The 18,446-nt window shown below is 76.3% G+C and carries 10 protein-coding genes; 6 read left to right on the top strand and 4 right to left on the bottom strand.

The genetic code is table 11. The features are described 5' to 3' along the window. Positions 1–194 precede the first annotated feature (194 nt). From PUR61_RS10830 to PUR61_RS10805, 6 genes are all read left to right on the top strand, one after another. Positions 195–1,049, top strand: coding sequence for a DUF4132 domain-containing protein (locus tag PUR61_RS10830; RefSeq protein WP_380355459.1), 855 nt, complete (start codon positions 195–197; stop codon positions 1,047–1,049). After that, positions 1,046–6,241 (top strand): hypothetical protein, encoded by a 5,196-nt coding sequence (locus PUR61_RS10825; RefSeq protein WP_329878231.1) that lies wholly within the window; start codon positions 1,046–1,048, stop codon positions 6,239–6,241. Before PUR61_RS10830 ends, PUR61_RS10825 begins: the two co-directional genes overlap by 4 nt. After that, positions 6,238–7,386 (top strand): ATP-binding protein, encoded by a 1,149-nt coding sequence (locus PUR61_RS10820; protein ID WP_329878229.1) that lies wholly within the window; start codon positions 6,238–6,240, stop codon positions 7,384–7,386. Before PUR61_RS10825 ends, PUR61_RS10820 begins: the two co-directional genes overlap by 4 nt. A 270-nt stretch (positions 7,387–7,656) precedes the next feature. Continuing rightward, positions 7,657–11,454: a vWA domain-containing protein gene (locus PUR61_RS10815; protein WP_329878227.1), complete on the top strand. Its 3,798-nt coding sequence runs from the start codon at positions 7,657–7,659 to the stop codon at positions 11,452–11,454. Beyond that, the gene (locus PUR61_RS10810; RefSeq protein ID WP_329878225.1) at positions 11,451–13,625 is read left to right on the top strand and encodes a hypothetical protein; all 2,175 of its coding nucleotides are present in this window, start codon (positions 11,451–11,453) and stop codon (positions 13,623–13,625) included. The genes PUR61_RS10815 and PUR61_RS10810 overlap by 4 nt, the downstream gene beginning before the upstream one ends. A 156-nt stretch (positions 13,626–13,781) precedes the next feature. Continuing rightward, on the top strand, positions 13,782–14,249 hold the full coding sequence (locus PUR61_RS10805; RefSeq protein ID WP_329878223.1) for a MarR family winged helix-turn-helix transcriptional regulator: 468 nt from the start codon (positions 13,782–13,784) through the stop codon (positions 14,247–14,249). Between the two features lie 59 nt (positions 14,250–14,308). Here the strand turns inward: PUR61_RS10805 and PUR61_RS10800 are convergent, their stop codons facing one another. The 4 genes from PUR61_RS10800 to PUR61_RS10785 form a co-directional block, all read right to left on the bottom strand. Further along, a complete protein-coding gene (locus PUR61_RS10800) occupies positions 14,309–14,881 on the bottom strand; it encodes a GTP-binding protein (protein WP_329878221.1) in 573 nt (190 codons plus the stop codon). Positions 14,882–14,969: 88 nt separating this feature from the next. Beyond that, complete coding sequence (locus PUR61_RS10795) at positions 14,970–15,350, bottom strand: DUF742 domain-containing protein (protein ID WP_329878219.1); 381 nt, start codon at positions 15,348–15,350, stop codon at positions 14,970–14,972. Continuing rightward, positions 15,347–15,778: a roadblock/LC7 domain-containing protein gene (locus PUR61_RS10790; protein WP_329878217.1), complete on the bottom strand. Its 432-nt coding sequence runs from the start codon at positions 15,776–15,778 to the stop codon at positions 15,347–15,349. Before PUR61_RS10790 ends, PUR61_RS10795 begins: the two co-directional genes overlap by 4 nt. Next, the gene (locus PUR61_RS10785) at positions 15,778–18,024 is read right to left on the bottom strand and encodes a sensor histidine kinase (protein ID WP_329878215.1); all 2,247 of its coding nucleotides are present in this window, start codon (positions 18,022–18,024) and stop codon (positions 15,778–15,780) included. The genes PUR61_RS10790 and PUR61_RS10785 overlap by 1 nt, the downstream gene beginning before the upstream one ends. Between the last annotated feature and the right edge of the window lie 422 nt (positions 18,025–18,446).

Here is an 18,446-nt window from a genome sequence, read left to right as displayed (position 1 = left end):
CGGGGCCGTTTCCCGCAGCCGTTCCGCGGCTGTTCCGCGGTCGTTCTGCGCTGCCGTTCTGTGCTGCGCTAGTTCATTCGTTCGAGGGGTTTGGAATCGGGATCCGCTCGGGGTCAGCCCCCGCCGGTCGCGTTGTCAGTGTGTCCCGTTACGTTCCTTCCATCACTGACCGACCAGCTGGGAGGAGAGCGGCCGTGGCGTGGGTGGATACGGGTGCGGGTGGCTATCAAGTCGCCCTCGACGAAGAGGGAAAGGTGCTCTGCCGGAATGCGGCGGGGCGTCCGCTGAAGAGCCTTCCGTCGAAGCTCAACGACGATCCGGTGGTGGTGGGGCTCAAGCAGCTCACCGAGTGGCTGGCCGCACACCGGCGCGGCTGCCTGGAGAGCGTCGAGCGGTGGATGGTCCGCTCGCTGCCGGTGCCCGCCGCCGTCGTCACGGCCGTCTGGGCCGACGAGGCCTGGCAGGAGGTCCTGCGCGACCTGGTCGTCACCGGCTCCGACGGCGCCGTCGCCGGGTTCCTGCGCGGTGCCGACGCCGAGCGCGGGATCGGCCTGGTCGACCTCGACGGCGACACCGTCCGCCTGACCGCCGACGAGTTGCTGATACCCCACCCGGTCCTGCTGGCCGACCTGGACGAGCTGCGCGAGTTCGCCGTCGAACTCGGCGTCTCCCAGCAGGTCCAGCAGTTGTACCGGGAGGTCTGGCACCGGCCTGCCGACACCACCGGCACCGAGGTCGACACCTACGCCGGTGGTCACTACGCGGCGCTGCGCGACCTGCTCGGCCGGTGCGCCCGGCTCGGCTACCGGGTCCGCGGCGGTCACGCCGTGCTGCCCGTGGTCGAGGACGGCCGCGCGCTGGAGGCCCGTGTCTGGGTCGGTGACTACTACGAGTACGACGAGTGCGAGACGGGCTCGCTGAGCTGGGCGGGCCCGGACGGCAAGGTCCTGCCGCTCGCCGAGGTCGGACCGGTCGCCTGGTCCGAGGGGACGCGGATGGCCGCCGCGCTGTACGCCGGCCGCACGATCGAAGGGGAGGAAGCCGAATGAGCACCACCGGAGCCGAGCGCGGGACCGCACGCGGGACCGAACTGAGCGAGCGCCTGCTGGACGCCGGGGCGGTCCTTCCGCCCGGTACCCTGCCCGGCGCCGGCGCGCCCGACGGCGTCGCCGACGTCCTCACCGCCCGCAGCTACGCCCACCCGGTGCTCGGCGAGCGCCGGATCGTCCGCCTGGTGCCCGGCGCGCTCGGTCCCGCCGAGGACCTCGCGGTGGACTTCCTCGGCCTCGTGCCCGCCGGGGAACCGGCCGAGGTCGGCCAGGTCCGGCAGGAGGCGCTCGGCTTCCCGGCCTGGGCGCTGGTCCACGACCCGGCCAACGGCCACCACGCGCTCGCGCTGGTCAAGGAGATGGAGCGGCTCGCCCGCCAGGCCAAGTCCAAGCCCGGCCACGCCAAGGACGGCTTCGAGGAGCTGGCCAAGCGGCTCGGCCGCGCGGTGCCGCACTTCCTGCCCACCTACTGCGAGCAGGTCGGTCGGATCTTCCTCGAACAGGGCAACCAGACCTACGCGAGCACCTTCTTCGGCAAGGCCCGCGACGCCGAGCGCACCCACAACCTGACCGTCGACGAGGAGCGGCTGCGCGCCGTCTTCCTGGAGTTCGCCCTCGCCGGCGCGCTCACCGTCAAGGCGCTCCGCCAGTACGTCAAGGAGCTGAGCGTCCGGCTGGACCCGGTGACCGCCTGGCAGCGGTTCAGCCAGCTCTGCACCGAGCGTTCGGCGGCCGGGATGGCTCCCTACGCGGGGGTCGCCGAGGACGCCCGGGCCCTGCTCCGGGCCGCCGGCCTCGACCGCGACGAGCACGAGCGGGTCCTGCTCGCCGAACTGCTCGCCTCGCCCGCCGTCAACCGGGCACCCACCGCGTTCTGGAAGAGCTGGCACGACGCCGTCATCGAGCTCGCCCGGCGCGACGACACCGTCCGCGCCCGCCTGCTGGAGATCCTGCCCGACCCCGCGGGCTCCGACGACCGCGACGGCCAGGACACCGCCTGGCTCACCGTCCTCTCCGAGAGCGGCGCCGACCGGCTGCTCACCGACGTCACCGGTTCGGCCGCGCCCGCCGGTTCCGTCGAGCCGATCGGCGGCGGCGCGCCCGCGGAACCCGCCGCCGCCTGGCTTCAGCGCTGGGTGAACCACCTCGGCCGCGGCTGGCGCGATCGCGGCCTCAGCGCCGAGACCCTCGCCCTGGCCGCGCGGATGGCGGCGCGCCTGCGTGCCGAGGCCGTCCCGGTCGACCTCTTCACCGGGGTGCGCCGCAGTGCCACCCAGATCGAACTCCTCGATCTGCTGCTCGCCGAGGGCGTCCCGGTCGCCGACCCGTCCGACGGGCACACCTTCCACCTCTCCGGCTGGGTCCAGGCCTCCGGCACCGACGGGCGCGACCTCGCCGCCGTCGCCGCCGACGCCCGCTTCCGGCCGTCCCTGCGCGCCGCCGTCCCCGACGTCTGGAAGGCCGCCGGCACCAAGGGCGTGACGGCGGTACCGGTGCTGCGCGAGCTGTTCGTCGAGTGGTCCGACGCGCGGGCCGACGAGCTCGCCGCCGTCCGCGGCCTCTCGACCGCCGTCGGCCTGCTGCGCGGGCTGTCCTCCAGCCGCGCCGCCATCCGCACCGAGAACCCGGCCGCCGCCGAGCGGATCGCCGCGCTCGACGTGGCCGGCCTGCTCGCCCGCAGCCTGCGCACCGGCATCCTCGACGAACTCGGCTGGCCCGCGCTGGAGGAGGCGCTCGCCCGGCTCGGTGTCAAGAAGAGTGAGGCCCCTGGCTTCGGCGACAGCAAGACGCTCCCCGAGGGCCTCATCCTGGAGGACGCCTGGCCGCACCTCATCCTGGTCCGCGGGGACCAGGCCCTCGTGGTCGGCGCGGAGGGCATCCTCCTCGAACACGCCGTCCGCATCCCCGACAAGCAGGAGTCCTGGCAGCGGCCCCGGTTCCGCTTCGTCGACGGCGAGTTGCTGGTCGCCTGGTTCCACGAGCGCAAGCAGCGCGCCTACTGGTCCAGCCGTCCCGCCGAGATCTTCGACCTCGGGGGCGCGACCATCGCCTACTACTACGGCGGGTCCCAGGAGCCCGACCAGCCGTCGCTCCCGCTGCCCGGCGGCGGCAGGAGCACCGGCGAGCGCCCGCTGCACCCCGGTGACACCCGGATGCCCGAGGAGTACCAGGTCCTCGGCGACGGCACCGGCTACTGGACGGTCCGCCACGGCCGCGGCACCGCCGCGCTCACCGAACTCGACCCGGCCACCGGTACCCTCGGCCGCGCCGCCGAACCGCCCCGGATCGCCGCCACCGCGGCCGCCGGCCGGCTCGACGTCCGGCGCACCCTGCTGCTGCCCCTCCGGCCCGGGCTGGAGGACACCCCGCTCGGCACGGACGGCTCCGCGGTCGGCAGCTGGCTCCGGGTCGAGGGCGGCCGCGTCACCACCGGCACCGCCGACGGCACGACCCTCGTCCTGCACAACACCAGGGACCACGCCAAGCTCTACCCGCTCGGCCGGCTCGGCCTGCCCGGTGGCGCCCACCCGCTGCTCGTCGAACTCCCCAACGACCACCTCGCCTTCGTGCTGCCGACCGACGGCGCCACGGCCACGGGTACCGTCGCCGGGCCGGCCGTCGTCGAGGGCGACGCCGCCGGAGCCACCGCCGACGTCCGGTTCTGCCGCCCCGGTGGCCGCGGCGCCGCCGGCACCGCGCTGGTGCCCCCGCTGCCCTACTGGCACGTCCTGCGGCCGCGCGACGAGGAGGGCTCGCGCCACCTGCGCACCGTCACCGCCGAGCAGGCCGCCCGGCTGATCGACGCGGCCTGGCCGGTCGACGCCGAGCCCGTCCCCGAGGAGCGCCAGCTCTGGCTCACCACCCAGGGTGTGCGCCGCCGGCTGGTCAGCGGCAAGAAGGCCAAGAAGGGGCTCCCCGTCCAGGACGTCGCCGGGATCCTCCCCGGCATCGGGGACCGGCTGCTGCTCGCCGGGGTCACCGGGCTCGCCCGGACCGCCGCCGACCTGCTCGACACGATCTCCCGGTACGTCCCGCAGCCCGAGGCCGAGGCCGAGGCCTCCGCGGACAGCGGCACCACCGCCTTCGCCTACCGGCCGGAGCACGGCTCCGACTACGACCTCGGCGAGGCCGTCACCCTCCTGCTGCCGGACATCGGTGGCTTCGGCCGGAACTGGGAGCGGTCCGCCAACTGGCGCGTCCTCAACAACCTCCGGGCCGTCACCGCCGTCCTCGCCGCACCGCCCGCGGCCACCGGCGAGAGCTGGACGACGCCGCACCGGATCAAGCTGCACGGTGACGACAACCACCACGGCTGGCTGCACCTGCTCGGCCGGCTCGGCACCGCCGCCTACGCCGCCGCCGCCCCGCTCACCTCCGACGCCGCACGCGCCTCGCTCGCGCTGCTGCTCACCGAACTCACCGCCGGCCCCCTGGCCGACCGCGGCGCCACGGTCCGCGAGGTCACCCTCACCGAACCGCTCACCGACCCCAAGGCCACCAAGGGCAAGCACGAGAAGCGGGCCGGCCAGGTGTGGCGGCACGGCGAGCGCACCGTCGTCATCCTCGGCTGCCGCCACCACGAGAACGACCGGGTGCACTGGCTCGCCGTCGACCACGATCCCTCGGGAGCGTTCGGACAGGTCGCGCACTTCGGCGCCGAGCAGGAGCGCAGCACCGAGGAGACCCTCACCGCCGACTGGGTCACCCGCTTCACCGCCCTGCTCGCCCTGCACGGCGGCATCCCCCACCGGGCCGAGCGCGCCGCCGACTTCGGCGACCGCAGCGGCATCGGCGCCGTCCGCGCCACCCTCCTGCTCAGCCCCACCGCCGCCCTCGTCCAGTGGTACGGCGCGCCGCTGCCCGCCGACCGGCTCAAGGAGTACGGCCTCAAGTCCTCCGAGGCGAAGGCCGCCCGGGACTGGGTCCGCGACCGGGACCGGACCGTCCTCACCGACGTCTGGGCGGCCCTGCTGCCCGCCGACCCGGCGAGCCTCTGGACCGACGGCCCCGACACCGCGGCCGCCGCGGCGCTCTGGACCGAACGCCTCGGCAGGCTCGTCACCCTGCCCGAGGAGATCCAGGCCACCGTCAGCGGCGCCACCATCGCGCACATCGAGGAGATCCTCAACGTCGCCCGCACCCCGTGGCTCAGCCGCACCACCCGCCACCGGCTCCGCCCCGAGGAGGACGACGGCTCACTGCGCCTGCGCCCCGACGACCCCGCCGCCCTGCCGGCGTACGACAGCCTCACCGGCGCCGTCGACGCCGTCCGCTGGCTCGCCTACCACCTGCCCTACGAGAGCCCGCTGCGCCCGTCGCTGCCCGGGGCCGCCGTCGCGCTGCGCGCCCGCCTCGCGGACCCCGAGCTGCTGCTGAGCTACGGCTACGTGCAGACCGTCAAGGGCCGCCCGGTCTCCGAGGTGCTGCGCTCCCGGTTCGGGCTGCCCGTCGAGGGCGGCGCCGACGCCGACGGCCTGGTCCGGTGCGGCGACGCCGTCGTCCTGTCGCCCGGCCACGGCGACGAGCAGATCTGGCTGCGCCCGGCCGGCCTCACCGGGGCCGACGACCCGGTGCTGGAGCTGCTCGGCGGCCTCGCCGAGGGCTACGGGTTCGCGGACCAGGTGCTCGCGATCCGGACGATCGTCGGCGGCGAGCTCGACCGGCTGGCCGCCCTGCCGGGCGCCGGACCGGCTCCGGACCCCGACGGGGCCGACGGGGCCGCCGACGCCGACGTGTCCTGGCCGCACCACCCGCAGGTCAGCGTGCCCGACCTCGTCGCCGAGGTGGCCAAGACCCACGAGCTCGGTGAGGACGCCGCCGCGCTCTACCTCCAACTGCTCGCCCTCCCCGACCCGACCGACCGCAACGCCGCCCGCTGGACGGGTTGGAAGCCCGCCCGCCTGAAGCGGGCCCGGGCCGAACTCGCCGGATCCGGACTGGTCCTGGAGGCCAAGCGGGCCCGGGCGGGCCGCACCCTCTTCCTCCCCGGCGGCTGGCAGGAGGCCAAGACTCCCGCCCTGCCCGCCGAGACCTGGAAGGCCGGGCTCTACGAACTGCCCACCCACCGGACCGCGCTGCCCCGCCACGCCGTCCCGGAGCTGTTCACCCGGGCCTGGCAGCGCGTCACCGACGGGGACACCCCCGGCTACGAAGAGCTCCAGACCGGCAAGCGCAGGAAGGCCCGCCGATGACCACCCCCACCACCACGGAACCCGCGGCCACCCGGCAGGTCGTCCCGCCCGAGGAACGCCACGCCGCCGAACTGGAGTTCCTCGCCGCCTACGACTCCGGCCCCCGGCCGCCCGGCTGGCGCCTCACCCCGCGCGCCGTCATCACCTTCGTGATGGGCAGCGACGGCGAGAAGCTCAAGGCGGGGCGGAAGAGCCTCGTCATCGAGCAGAAGTTCGTCGGCGAGCGGGCCCTCGTCGAGCGGTGCGTCGTCACCCTCGCCGGCGAGCGCGGCCTGCTGCTCGTCGGCGAGCCCGGTACCGCGAAGTCGATGCTCTCCGAACTCCTGGCCGCCGCCGTCTGCGGCACCAGCGCACTCACCGTCCAGGGCACCGCCGGCACCACCGAGGACCAGCTCAAGTACGGCTGGAACTACGCCCTCCTGCTGGCCAAGGGCCCCAGCCGGGAGGCCCTGGTGCCGTCCCCGGTGCTCACCGCGATGACCACCGGCGCGGTCGCCCGGGTCGAGGAGGTCACCCGGTGCCTCCCCGAGGTCCAGGACGCCCTGGTCTCGCTCCTCTCCGAACGGCGGATCGCCGTCCCGGAGCTGGCCGGGAGTCCGGACGGCCAGCTGCACGCGGTGCCCGGCTTCACCCTGATCGCCACCGCGAACCTGCGGGACAAGGGCGTCAGCGAGATGTCCGCCGCGCTCAAGCGACGGTTCAACTTCGAGACGGTCGGTCCGATCGGCAGCCTGGCCGCCGAGGTCGAGCTGGTCCGGCGTCAGTCCACCGCCGCGGTCGCCCGTGCCGGCGCCCCCTACGCGGTCGACGACGCGGTCCTGGAGGCGCTGGTCACGGCCTTCCGGGACCTGCGGACCGGCCGCTCCACCGAGGGCTGGGACGTCGAACGCCCGTCCACCGTGATGAGCACCGCCGAGGCCGTTTCCGTGGCCACGGCCCTCGGCGTCACCGCGGCCTACCTCCCCGACGGCGGCGACCTGCTCGGGCGCCTGCCCGGCCAGCTCATCGGGGTCGTCCGCAAGGACGACCCCGCCGACGGCGCCCGCCTGCTCGGCTACTGGGACGGCCCGGTCCGCCGGCGCGCCGAACAGGGCGCCGGCACCTGGCGCACGCTCTGGGACCTCCGCACGGCGCTGGAGTCGTGAGGTGACCGCGCACACCGCCACCGGGACCGGCGGCCTCCGGCCGGGCCCCGACGGCATCCGCCGGGCCTGCGGCGGCCACCGTCGCCGGGCCCGGTGCGCGGTGTGCGCGACCCGCACCGGCACACCCGGCCCCGAAACGCCCGCCGCCGCACCGCACCCGGGCCACCCGGCGACGGTCGGCACCGCGGCGGCTCCCCGTCCCCCCGGCCGATCCGCCCGCCCGGCGGCCCGGCCCCATCCAGATCCGTTCCACACCGGAGAGGTGAACACATGAGCAGCGCGGTGCTGCCCGACGAGGCGGGCGTCGACGACCCGCGAGGCGTGGTCGAGGCGGAAGCGGCCCGGCTGGCCGACTCCGGCCTCGGTGCGCCCGGGCCGTACCTGATCGGGGTGCGCCACCACGCGCCCTCGCTCAGCGCGGTCGTGCCCGCACTGCTCGACGCCGCCCGGCCCGAGGTGCTGCTCGTCGAGCTGCCCGCCGAGTTCCAGCCCTGGCTGGACTGGCTGGCGGACGAGTCCACCCGGGCGCCGGTCGCCCTCGCCGCCGCGCCCGGCGGCCCGGACGACGGCGGTGACGCGGGGCGCGGCGCCGGGGGGCTCGCCTTCTACCCCTTCGCCGACTTCTCGCCGGAGCTGGCCGCCCTGCGCTGGGCCCGCCGCAACGGCGTCGAGACGGTCGCCTGCGACCTGCCGCTCGCCCTACGGGGCGCCGAGCGCGGTTCGGCCCCGGCGGCGGGGGAGCGGGCCGCCGCCGGCCCCCTGCCGGGGGTGGCCGACGCCCTCCGGCACCGCCTCACCGGCCGCGAGGACGACGACCTCTGGGACCGCCTGGTCGAGACGGCCGCCCCGGGCTCCGCACCGGAGGCCGTCCGCCGCGCCGCCCTGCTGGTCGGCTGGGCGCTGCGCCGGGACGCCCAGGGCGGCCCCGGCGTCGACCCGTACGACCTGCGGCGCGAGGACTGGATGCGGTCCCGCATCGAGGAGGCCGCGGCGGGTGGACGCCGGGTGGCCGCCGTGATCGGCGCGTTCCACGCCCCCGCGCTGACGGCCGCCGGCCCGGCCGCCCCCGGGGACGCCGCCCGGGTCGCGGACCCCGCCGACCCGGCCTCCGCAGGCGGCCACGTCGTCTCGCTGATCCCCTACACCTACCCGCTGCTCGACGCCCGCTCCGGCTACCCGGCCGGCATCCGCGACCCCGAGTGGCAGCACACCGTGCTCGACGCGGGCGGCGACCCGGACCGGCTCGCCGAGGCGCTCACCACGACCGCCGTCCGCATCTGCGAGGCGCTCCGCAACCAGGACCACCCCTCCGGCCCGGCCGACGCCCGCGAGATCGTCCGGATCGCCGGCGACCTCGCCCGGCTGCGCGGGCTCGCCGCGCCCGGCCGGGGCGAACTGATCGAGGCGGTGCAGACCGCCCTCGCCCAGGGCGAGCCGCTGGGCCGCGGCAGAGCCGTCGCCCGCGCCCTCGAACGTGTCCTGGTCGGCACCCGCACCGGCCGGCCGGCGCCGGCCGCCCCGCGCAGCGGCCTCGCACCCGCCGTCGAGGCGCTGCTCGCCGAACTCGGCCTGCCCGGCCCCGGTGAGACCGCCGAGTCCGCCCCGCGCGATCTCCGCCTCGACCCGCTCCGGTCGTCCCTCGACCGGCGCCGCGAACTCCTCCTGCAGCGGCTCGCCGTCTGCGGCGTCCCGTACGGAGACCCGGTCGCCACCACGGGCGCGGGCGGTACCGAGACCCTCTCCACCCGCTGGCGCGTCCAGTGGACCCCGACCGCCGCCGCGATGCTCACCGTCGCCGGTACCAGGGGTGTCACCCCGGCCCAGGCGGCCGAAGGCGCCCTGCGCGAACAGCTGCGCCGTGAGCGGCAGGCGGACGGGCCGACCGCGCGCGAGGTCCTGCGGGGCCTGGCCGACGCGGCCGCCTGCGGGCTCCCCGCCCTCGCCGACTCCCGCCTCGCCCAGCTCACCGCCGTCCTCCCCGAGAGCGGGACCCTCCCCGAACTCCTCGACGCCCTCGCCCTCGTCGACCGGCTCAGCGCCGGCCACGTCCCCGGCCTCGCCCCGGACCCGTCCGGCACCGGTCACGACGCCGGCGGCGACGCCGATCACGACGCGGACCGCCCGGCGGCACCACCCGGCCCCGCCCGGTCGGGCAGGGCCGAGGCCCTCGCCGCCGCCGCGGAGGTGGTGACGGTGGCCGCGGTCCGGCAACTGGAAGGGCTCGGCGGCTCGGACGAGCCGGCCGATGCCCGGGCCCTGGTGGAACTGGCCCGGCGGGCCGACCTCGCCGGGGGCCTGCGGCTCGGCCACGCCCTCGCCGAACTCTCCGACGGCGGAAGCCCGCTGGTCCGCGGCGCGGCAGGTGCGGTGCGGGTGCTGCTCGGACACGAGGAAGCCGCGGTGTTCGGCGGCCGGGCCGCCTCCTGGGTGGACGGGGCCACCGGTCCCGAGGCACGGCAGGCTCTGGGCCGGTCGCTGGTCGGACTGCTGACGGCGGCCGAGGGCCTGTTCGCGAGCGCTCCCGAAGTCCTCGAACCGGTGCTGGAACGGGTCGTCACCCTCGCGGACGGCGCCTTCCTGGACCGACTGCCCGCGCTGCGCGGCGGCTTCGACACTCTCAGCCCGGCCGCCCGCGACCGGTTGCTGACCCTGATCGAGGAGCGGCTCGGCGCCCGTCTCGACGTCCTGCCCGAGGAGGTGCCGCCGGCCCTGCTCGCCGACTGGTCCCGGGCCGACCTGGCCGCCCGGGCCGCACTGGGCCGTCGAGGACTGCTCCCGGCGGCGCTCTCCGCGCCGGACCGCGCGGGCGCGCACCCGGCTCCCGGCGGCACTCCGGCCCGCCCGTCCGGCGCGGCACCCGTCCCCGCCGCAGACCCGTCCGCCGACCGCCCGGCCGGTCCTGCGGCCGACCCCGCAGCCGGTCCCGCCCGTGCCCTCGGCCCTTCCGAGCGGTGGCGGCTCCTGCTGGGCCGGCCCGGCGACGGCGGCCTCGGCGGGCGCTCCGCCAGGCTCGCCACCGCCCTCGACGAGCTGTACGGGACGGGACACGGCGAGGGTTCCGGCCCCGGCCTGGACGGCCGGGGCGGCGGGAACCGCGGCGGACGCGAGGCGCCGTTCCCGGGCGTGCGGGAGTGGTCCGAGGAGCTCATCGCCCTGTTCGGGCCGGGTATCCGGGAGGAGGTCCTGGCGGCGGCCGTCGAACAGGGCCGGACCGACGCCCTGGCGGCGATCGACCCCGGCGCCGTCCGCCCCTCCGTGGACCTGCTGCGCACCGTGCTGGAGCACGCGGGCGGCCTGCCCGAGGCCCGGATCGCCGGACTGCGCCCGCTGGTCCGCCGCCTGGTCGACGAGCTGACCCGGGAGCTGGCGACCACGCTGCGCCCGGCCCTCACCGGGATCAGCGTGCCGCGCCCGAGCCGCCGCCCGGGCGGCGGGCTGGACCTGCACCGGACGATTCGCGCGAACCTCGCCACCGCCCGCCCGGCCGAACCGGGCCCGCCCGGCAGCCCCGGCGGCGGCCTGGTGATCGTCCCGGAGCGGCCGGTGTTCCGCACCCGGGCCCGTAAGGCGTCCGACTGGCGGCTGATCCTGGTCGTCGACGTCTCCGGCTCGATGGAGACCTCGACCGTCTGGGCGGCGCTGACCGCGTCGATCCTGGCCGGGGTGCCGTCGCTGAGCACCCACTTCGTCGCCTTCTCCACCGAGGTGGTGGACCTGACCGACCGGGTGGAGGATCCGCTGAGCCTGCTCCTGGAGGTCCGGATCGGCGGCGGCACGCACATCGCCGCCGGCCTGAAGTACGCGCGGGAGCTGGTGACCGTGCCGTCCCGCACGCTGGTCGCGGTGGTCAGCGACTTCGAGGAGGGCGGCCCGATCGGGGGCCTGCTCGCCCAGACCCGGGCGCTGGTCGACTCGGGCTGCCACCTGGTCGGCTGCGCCGCGCTGGACGACACCGGGACGGCACGGTACTCGAAGGCGGTCGCGGGCCGGCTGGTCGCGGCCGGGATGCCGGTGGCGGCGCTCAGCCCGCTCGAACTGGCCCGCTGGGTGGGGGAGAAGGTCCGATGACGGAGACGGGAGCGGTGGGAGCGGTGCAGGAGACCGGGGCGGACTGGCCGGCGATCAGGCCGGAGGTGGTCGCCGAGGTGGTGGCGGGGCTCTCGGCCCGGCTGCAGAAGCGGCTGGACAGCGCGGCGGCCAAGTTGGCGGGCCGCCCGGTGGAGCGCACCGGCGACGACTGGCGGATCGCCGTGGACGAGGAGGCGGAGCTCGTCCTGCACGCCCCGGGCGGGGTGATCGCCGATCAGGCCGACGTCCGCTGCGGCTGCCTGCTGGCACCCGCGTGCGTGCACCGGGCGGCGGCGGTCACCGTCTGCCCGATCACGGACGAGGAACCGGCCGGGCGACCGGGCACCGGAGGCACCGGTACGGACGGGGCGGGGCCGGCCGCCGCGGCCCCGCCCGCCGGCACTCCGGTCGCCGGTCAAGGGACCACTGCCGGGACCACTGCGGGGACCGCTCCCGGGACCGGCGACGGCGCGCCCCCCGACGTCCTCGCCGCCGCCGAGGTGGCCGCCGTGCACCACCTGCACCGGGCGGGCGCCGCCGTCCTGGCGGCCGGCGTGGGCGGCGCCGGCGCCGTGCTCCAGGCGGAGCTGCTGCGCGCGGCCCACCGGGCGCGGCTGGCCGGGCTGTACCGGCCGTCGGCCGCGGCCGTGGCGGTGGTCACCCGGGTCCGGGCGGCCCGTTCGGGGGAGCCGGACCACCGGCTGGCCGACCTGGTCGCCGCCCTGCGCGAGCTCCTCGGCCTCACCACGGCCCTGGCCGACGCCGCGTCCGCCGCCCCGCCCGGTCCGGCGGACGGCGCCCCGGACGGTACCCCGCCCGTCGTCCCGGTCGGCATCGCCGGCCTGCGCGGCACCGCCCGCCAGGCGTACGGCGAGGCAGGCGGTCTGCGGTTGTACGGGCTGTTCAGCGAGCCGGTACTGACGCCCACCCATGCGGGTGCGGTCACCTGGGCGGTCGACGCGGGCGGCGGCCTGCACACGATCGCCGAGATCATGCCGCACGCCGACGCGACGACGGCGGCACCGCAGGCGGTCGGTGCCGGGAACCGGGCGATCCGGTTGGGGGACGCGCTGCTCAGCCACCGCGAGTTCACCCGAGCCGGGCTGGCGGTCCAGGGCGCCACCCGGTCGGCGGGCGGGCGGCTCGGCGCGGGTGCCGCGGTCCGCGCGGTCCGCGCCTCGGGGGCCGCGTGGACGGCGGAGCCGATCGCCCGGCTCTGGGCCGAGCCGCCCGCCGCGCAGGTGGAGCGGGCGCTCGCGGCGGCGGCGCTGCCCCCGGAGGGCAGGCCCGCCGGGAGCGAGTTGCTGTTCCTGGAGGTGACGCTGATCGGTGCCGTTCCGTACGGGCCGGGCGGGGCACTGCAACTGCTGGCCGACTGCGGCGGGGCCGTCGTGGTGCTCCGCGCCGCGCACGACCACCCGGGGCTGGCCCACCGGGGCAACCTCGCGCTGCTCGCCGCCGCTCCCGGGCTGCGGCTGAGGGTGGTCGGCCAGCTGGAGCGGGCGGCCCGGCCGGAGCTGCGGCTGCTTGCGGTCGGGGCGCCGGCGGACGGTCCGCACCCGGGCGAGCCGGCGCTCGCACTGACCGACCGGGCGGACCGGGTCAACCTGGGTCTGGAGCGGCTCCAGCGGGCGGATCTCGTCCTCCCGGCCGAGACCCCGGCTCCGTCCTCGACCCCGTCCGGCGTGGAACCGGAGGGCGCGTCACGCCTCGCCGGAGCCCCTTCCGCCCCCGGACCCCTGGCGGCCCTCCCGGACCGGGAGGGCCCCGCGGCCCCGGTCCACCTGCTCACCCGCCGGGTCGAGCAGGCGGTGACCGGAGGCCGGGCCGCGCTGACCCTCACCGTGCGGACGGCCGACGGCGCGCGGTCGGTGGACGGTGACCGGACACGGCTGCGGTCGGCTGGTCTGGCCACCGGTGCCGCGCTGCTCGACGGGCTCCGTTCGGCGGCTGCGGACCAGCCGCGCGACGTCTTCGGCCGGGTGGTCGCGGACGACCACGCGGCGTTCGCCGTGGCCTGGCTGGCAGCCGCCTGGTACGGGGAGGAGCTCGCCTCGGCGCTCTGCGCGACCGCCTGGACGTCCGCGATGTCCGGGCCGGCGCCCGCCGTCGGGCCGGTGCCTGCCGGGGAGGGGGCGTCCGTCCATTCACAGCTGTCATCCCAGCCATAAGGGGAGGTACTTGCACGAGCAGGTAAACGGCGCCGAATGGCATACTGGGAGGACAGGAAACGTTCGACCGGTCGTCCTACCGCCGACCGGCAGTGGACGACCCGCGATGGCAGGACCGTCGCCAGAGGGACGACCGGCAGCAGAGAGGCTCCAGCCATGGGTATCCAGGACGATGCCGCCGAGATCCGCGCCTGCGGCTGGCGCACGCTCGCCGCGTTGCACGGTCAGATCGACACGGCGCTGGAGAAGGCGCTGCAGGCCGAGCACCGGCTCTCGGTGGTCGAGTACACGGTGCTGGACGCCCTCTCCCGGCAGGACGGCTGGCACATGCGGATGCAGCAGCTGGCCCGGGCGGCCGCGCTGAGCAGCAGCGCGACCACCCGGCTGGTGACGCGGCTGGAGGACAGGGGGCTGCTCAGCCGCTACCTCTGTGCGGACGACCGGCGCGGCATCTACACCGAGCTGACCCCGCAGGGGCGCGAGCTCCTCGCGGCCGCCCGGCCGGTCCACGACGCGGCCTTGGAGGCGACGCTCACCAAGGCCGCCGACGTCCCCGAGCTGGCACCCCTGGTCCGGGCCCTGTACGAGCTGGAGCTGACGCCGGCGGCCCCGGTCAGGACCTGACCGGAGTCCGGCCGCGAGTCGTCCGTCGGCGCCGCGCCGCGCGGAAGCCGCGCGGCCCGTCAGCGCTGCGCGGCGAGTGCTTCCCGGTGGACCCGGTCGAGGAGGGCGAGCAGGAGCTCCTTGCTGGAGGCGCGGTCCCGCACGTCGCACAGCACCACCGGGACGCCCGGGTCGAGGTCCAGGGCGCGCCGGACGTCCTCGGGGGTGCAGTCGCGGCGGCCGTGGAAGCAGTTGACCCCTATGGCGAACGGGATGCCGCGCTGCTCGAAGAAGTCCACGGCGGCGAAGCTGGACTCCAGCCGCCGGGTGTCGGCCAGCACGATCGCGCCGAGCGCACCGAGGGCGAGGTCGTCCCACATGAACCAGAACCGGAACTGGCCCGGCGTGCCGAACAGGTAGAGCACCAGGTCCTCGCGGACGGTGATCCGGCCGAAGTCCATCGCGACGGTGGTCGTGGACTTGCCCTGGATCCCGTCGAGGCTGTCGACCCCGATGCTGGCGCGGGTCATCCGTTCCTCGGTCTGGAGCGGTTCGATCTCGCTGACCGAGCCGACCATGGTGGTCTTGCCGACGCCGAAGCCGCCGGCGACGAGGATCTTGACCGCGCCCGGCACCAGGCTCTGGGTCGTCACGTCGGGTCTCCTGGGAGGGAACTGAACGGAACACGAATGAACGGGGGACTGCGACGGCCGCGGGGACGGCCGGGCGGGCGACGGCCGGTCAGAGCCGGCGCACGCCCTCGATGACGGCCCGGATCAGCGAGATGTCCGGCGCCTCGGCGAGCTGCACGGGTGCCCGGGTGAGGATCATCCGGGCCTCGGCGAGGTCGTCCAGCAGCACCTTGACCACGCTCACCGGGAGGTCGAGGCTGGCCGCGATCTCGGCCACCGCCAGCGGGCGTTCGCGGCAGAGGTCGAGGATCGCGGCCGGTTCGGGCGTCAGCCGGCTGGTGTCCGTGCGCGCGTCGGCGGTGACCACGAGGGTGATCAGAGCGAACCCGTCACGGACCGGTCCGGTGCGCCCGTTGGTGATGGCGTAAGGACGGACCAGATGGCCTGCGTCCTTGTCGAAGAACCAGGCCTCTTCGGCGTCGACGGTCACGCACTGCCACCCGCGCCCGACAGGCCGGCGTCGCTGCGCGGCGCCGCCGTGAGATACTGGCCGACCTGCTTGACCAGCATGTTGATCTCGTAGGCCATCAGCCCGGCGTCGACCGCCTCGCTGGTGAGGACGGCGAGCCGGGCACCCTGGCCCGCGGTCGTGACGAACAGGAACAGCTGGTCCATCTCGATCACGGTCTGCCGGACCCGGCCGCCGTTGAACCGGTGCCCGGCGCCGCGGGCGAGGCTCTGCAGGCCGGAGGCGACGGCGGAGAGGTGCTCGGCGTCGGCCCGGTCCAGGCCCTGGGAGAGCCCGACCAGCAGGCCGTCCTCGGAGAGGACGATGGCGTGCCGGGTCTCCGGGACCCGCGCCACCAGCTGGTCCAGCAGCCAGTTGAGGTCGCGCTGGGTGTCGGTGTGCTGCGTCATCACTGCTGTTCCTTAGCTGCGGAAGGTGCGGCCGGTGCAGAGGGAGTGGCCGGTGCGTCCGAGTCGGGTGCCGCCGCACGGGCGGTACGGGTGCCGCGCTGGATGGCGGCCATGGTCGCGCGCGAGCGCTGAGGCATCAGGTCGTCGGCGGCCGGGGCCGCCGGTCCGGGCCGGCCGTACGGGTCGGCTCCGCCCTGCGGTCCGGTCCGACCGAACGGGTTGTCCCGGCCCTGGGCCGCGGCGCCGGGGCCGGTGGCCGGGGCGCCGGGGTGGGCCACCGGCGGAAGCATGGCGCCCGGGGCGTGGGCCTCCCGCAACTGCTCGGCGAGGCTGGCGTTGCGGACCCGCTGGGGCAGGACGCGGGGGGTGCGCAGCTCGCCGTCGGGGCCGTGTTCCGTGGCCTCGTCCTCGGCCCGCTGGTGCGTCGGCGTGCGGGGCGCGGCGGGGAGCGCGTGGCTCCCGCTGCCGTCGCCGCGGTCGGAGCCGGCGCCGGGAGTCTCCGCGGAGCCGTTCTCCCACGGCCCGGCGGGACCGGCCGACGGACCGACGGCCGGATCGCCCGCCTGCTGCTCCTCGTAGGGCAGGGGCAGCACGGGTCGTGGGACGACCACCGCACCGGGCAGTCCGGGGATCTGCGCACCCACCTGCAGACCGCCGTTGACGGCGGGGTCGTTCTCGCCCCGTGCGCCGCCCATGGGGTAGCGCGCGAGCAACTCGCTGATGGCGAGCCCGCCTTCGCCGCCGGTCGTTCCGACGACCGGGACGCCGTTCGCGGGTGTCCCGTCCACGAGCGGGCCCTCGTGCCACTCCGGCCCGCCCGCGGCCTGGCCGGGAAGGACGTGGCCGGGGAGGACGTAGCCCAGGTCGCCGGTCACCGCGGTGGTGTCCGCGGTGGTGTCCGCGCTCCGGCCCACGACCACGCCCGGCGCCGAGTCCGGTGCGCCGCCGGAACCGGGCGTCGGCCCGGTGCCCAACAGCCCGCCGAGCACGCCGGCCAGGGCCCCCGACAGCTCCTCGTCGATCTCGCCCAGGTCCGCGTCCGGGCCCGGCAGCGGCTCCGGTACCGGAGTCCGGGTGACCCGGGCCCCGGCCGGCAGGCCGGGAACGGAGGCCGCCTGCTCGGCCTGCTCCAGCAGCACCGCCGGAACCAGCACCACGGCCCGCGTCCCGCCGTAGGGGGAGGGGCGCAGGGTGACCTGGATGGCGTGCCGGGCGGCCAGCCGGGCGACCACGAAGAGGCCGAGCCGCAGGTCGTCGCCGAGCGCGGAGACGTCGAGCTCGGGAGGGTTGGCGAGATAGTCGTTGAGGCGCTCGTACTCGTCCTCGCCCATGCCCAGGCCGCGGTCCTCGACCTCGACGGCCAGGCCCTTCGGAACCTCCTGTGCGGAGACCTGGACCTGGGTGTACGGCGGGGAGAAGGTGGTGCCGTTCTCGATCAGTTCGGCGACGAGGTGGATCACGTCGGCGACGGCCTGGCCGCTGAGCGAGGAGCGGGGCACGCCCTGGACGACGACCCGGGCGTAGTTCTCGGTCTCGGAGACGGCGCTGCGCAGCACGTTGACCATGGGCACGGCGTTGCGCCAGCGCCGGGCGGGCAGGGCGCCGCCGAGGATGACCAGGTTCTCGGCGTTGCGCCGCATCCGGGTGGCGAGGTGGTCGACGGCGAACAGTTCGCGCAGCAGCTCGGGTTCCTCGTGCTCGCGCTCCAGTGCGTCGAGCATGCTGATCTGGCGGTGGATCAGGATCTGGGTGCGCCGGGCGATGTTGAGGAAGACCTTCTTCGTCCCCTCGCGCCCCTGGGCCTGGTGGATGATGGCGGCGACCGCGGCCTGACGGACCGCGGCGAGGCCGTCGGCGGTCTGCTGCACCTCGTCGCCGACCCTGCGGGCGGGGGCCCAGGCAGGTGGGGACGGGACCGACTCGCCGGACTGGAGCCGGCCGACCACCTGCGGGATCTCGTGCTGGGCGATCGCGAGGGTGTCCTCGCGCAGGCCGGAGAGCCTCGCCGGGAGGGAGCGCGCGACGCGTATGCCGCGGACCAGGCTCCAGAGCAGGACGGCGGCGAAGACGGCGCTGCCGGCGTACAGGGCGGTGGTGTCTCCGGAGTCGCGCAGCAGGTAGGCGGCGTAGCCCCAGGCGGCGGCGAGGCCGAGGCAGGGGACCAGCGCGAGCGCGAGGAGCGAGCTGCGGAGGGAGCCGGACCGGCCGGCGCGGTGGCCCGTGCGGGGGGCCGATATGCCTGGCATCTGATTCCTTGTAGCAGGGCCGAGCGGCGGGGTCGCCCGTGTGCGGTACCGGCCGGGGCTTCGGGGGTGCCACGACCGGCGGGTCCCGGAAGGGTCGCCGACGTGGATGACGCGGTGTCACCGTCCGGACGGGTGCAGCACGGCCGCCGACTGCAGGCACGCTACCAGCCCCAGGTGCCCTCACTGCAACATCAACTGACGATATGTAAACGGCCGGTGACGGATGGGTCCGTTCCCGGACGGACCGTCGGGCCGGGGATCGCCGCTGGTCAGCGGAGCTCCGGGAAACGCCGGACGGCCTTCCGGCGGCCGAGGGGTGGTCGCCGGAAGGCCGTCAGGGACAGGTCAAGGGTGCCTGTTCCGAAGAGTCGTCCGTTTCGCCGGAAGAGTTCCCGAAGGAGCCCCTCCGGGCTCCCGGCCGG

Source organism: Streptomyces sp. BE20, assembly GCF_036322525.1.
Classification (GTDB): domain Bacteria; phylum Actinomycetota; class Actinomycetes; order Streptomycetales; family Streptomycetaceae; genus Kitasatospora.
The sequence above is the reverse complement of the archived record's forward strand: the minus strand, read 5'-3'. Positions and strand labels throughout refer to the sequence as shown.

What these genes read in the sequence shown, in the direction of transcription:
- PUR61_RS10825 (WP_329878231.1), top strand. Translation starts at nt 1,046, where the DNA reads ATGAGCACCACCGGAGCCGAGCGCGGGACCGCACGCGGGACCGAACTG.
- PUR61_RS10820 (WP_329878229.1), top strand. Translation starts at nt 6,238, where the DNA reads ATGACCACCCCCACCACCACGGAACCCGCGGCCACCCGGCAGGTCGTC.
- PUR61_RS10815 (WP_329878227.1), top strand. Translation starts at nt 7,657, where the DNA reads ATGAGCAGCGCGGTGCTGCCCGACGAGGCGGGCGTCGACGACCCGCGA.
- PUR61_RS10810 (WP_329878225.1), top strand. Translation starts at nt 11,451, where the DNA reads ATGACGGAGACGGGAGCGGTGGGAGCGGTGCAGGAGACCGGGGCGGAC.
- PUR61_RS10805 (WP_329878223.1), top strand. Translation starts at nt 13,782, where the DNA reads ATGGGTATCCAGGACGATGCCGCCGAGATCCGCGCCTGCGGCTGGCGC.
- PUR61_RS10790 (WP_329878217.1), bottom strand. Translation starts at nt 15,778, where the DNA reads ATGACGCAGCACACCGACACCCAGCGCGACCTCAACTGGCTGCTGGAC.
- PUR61_RS10785 (WP_329878215.1), bottom strand. Translation starts at nt 18,024, where the DNA reads ATGCCAGGCATATCGGCCCCCCGCACGGGCCACCGCGCCGGCCGGTCC.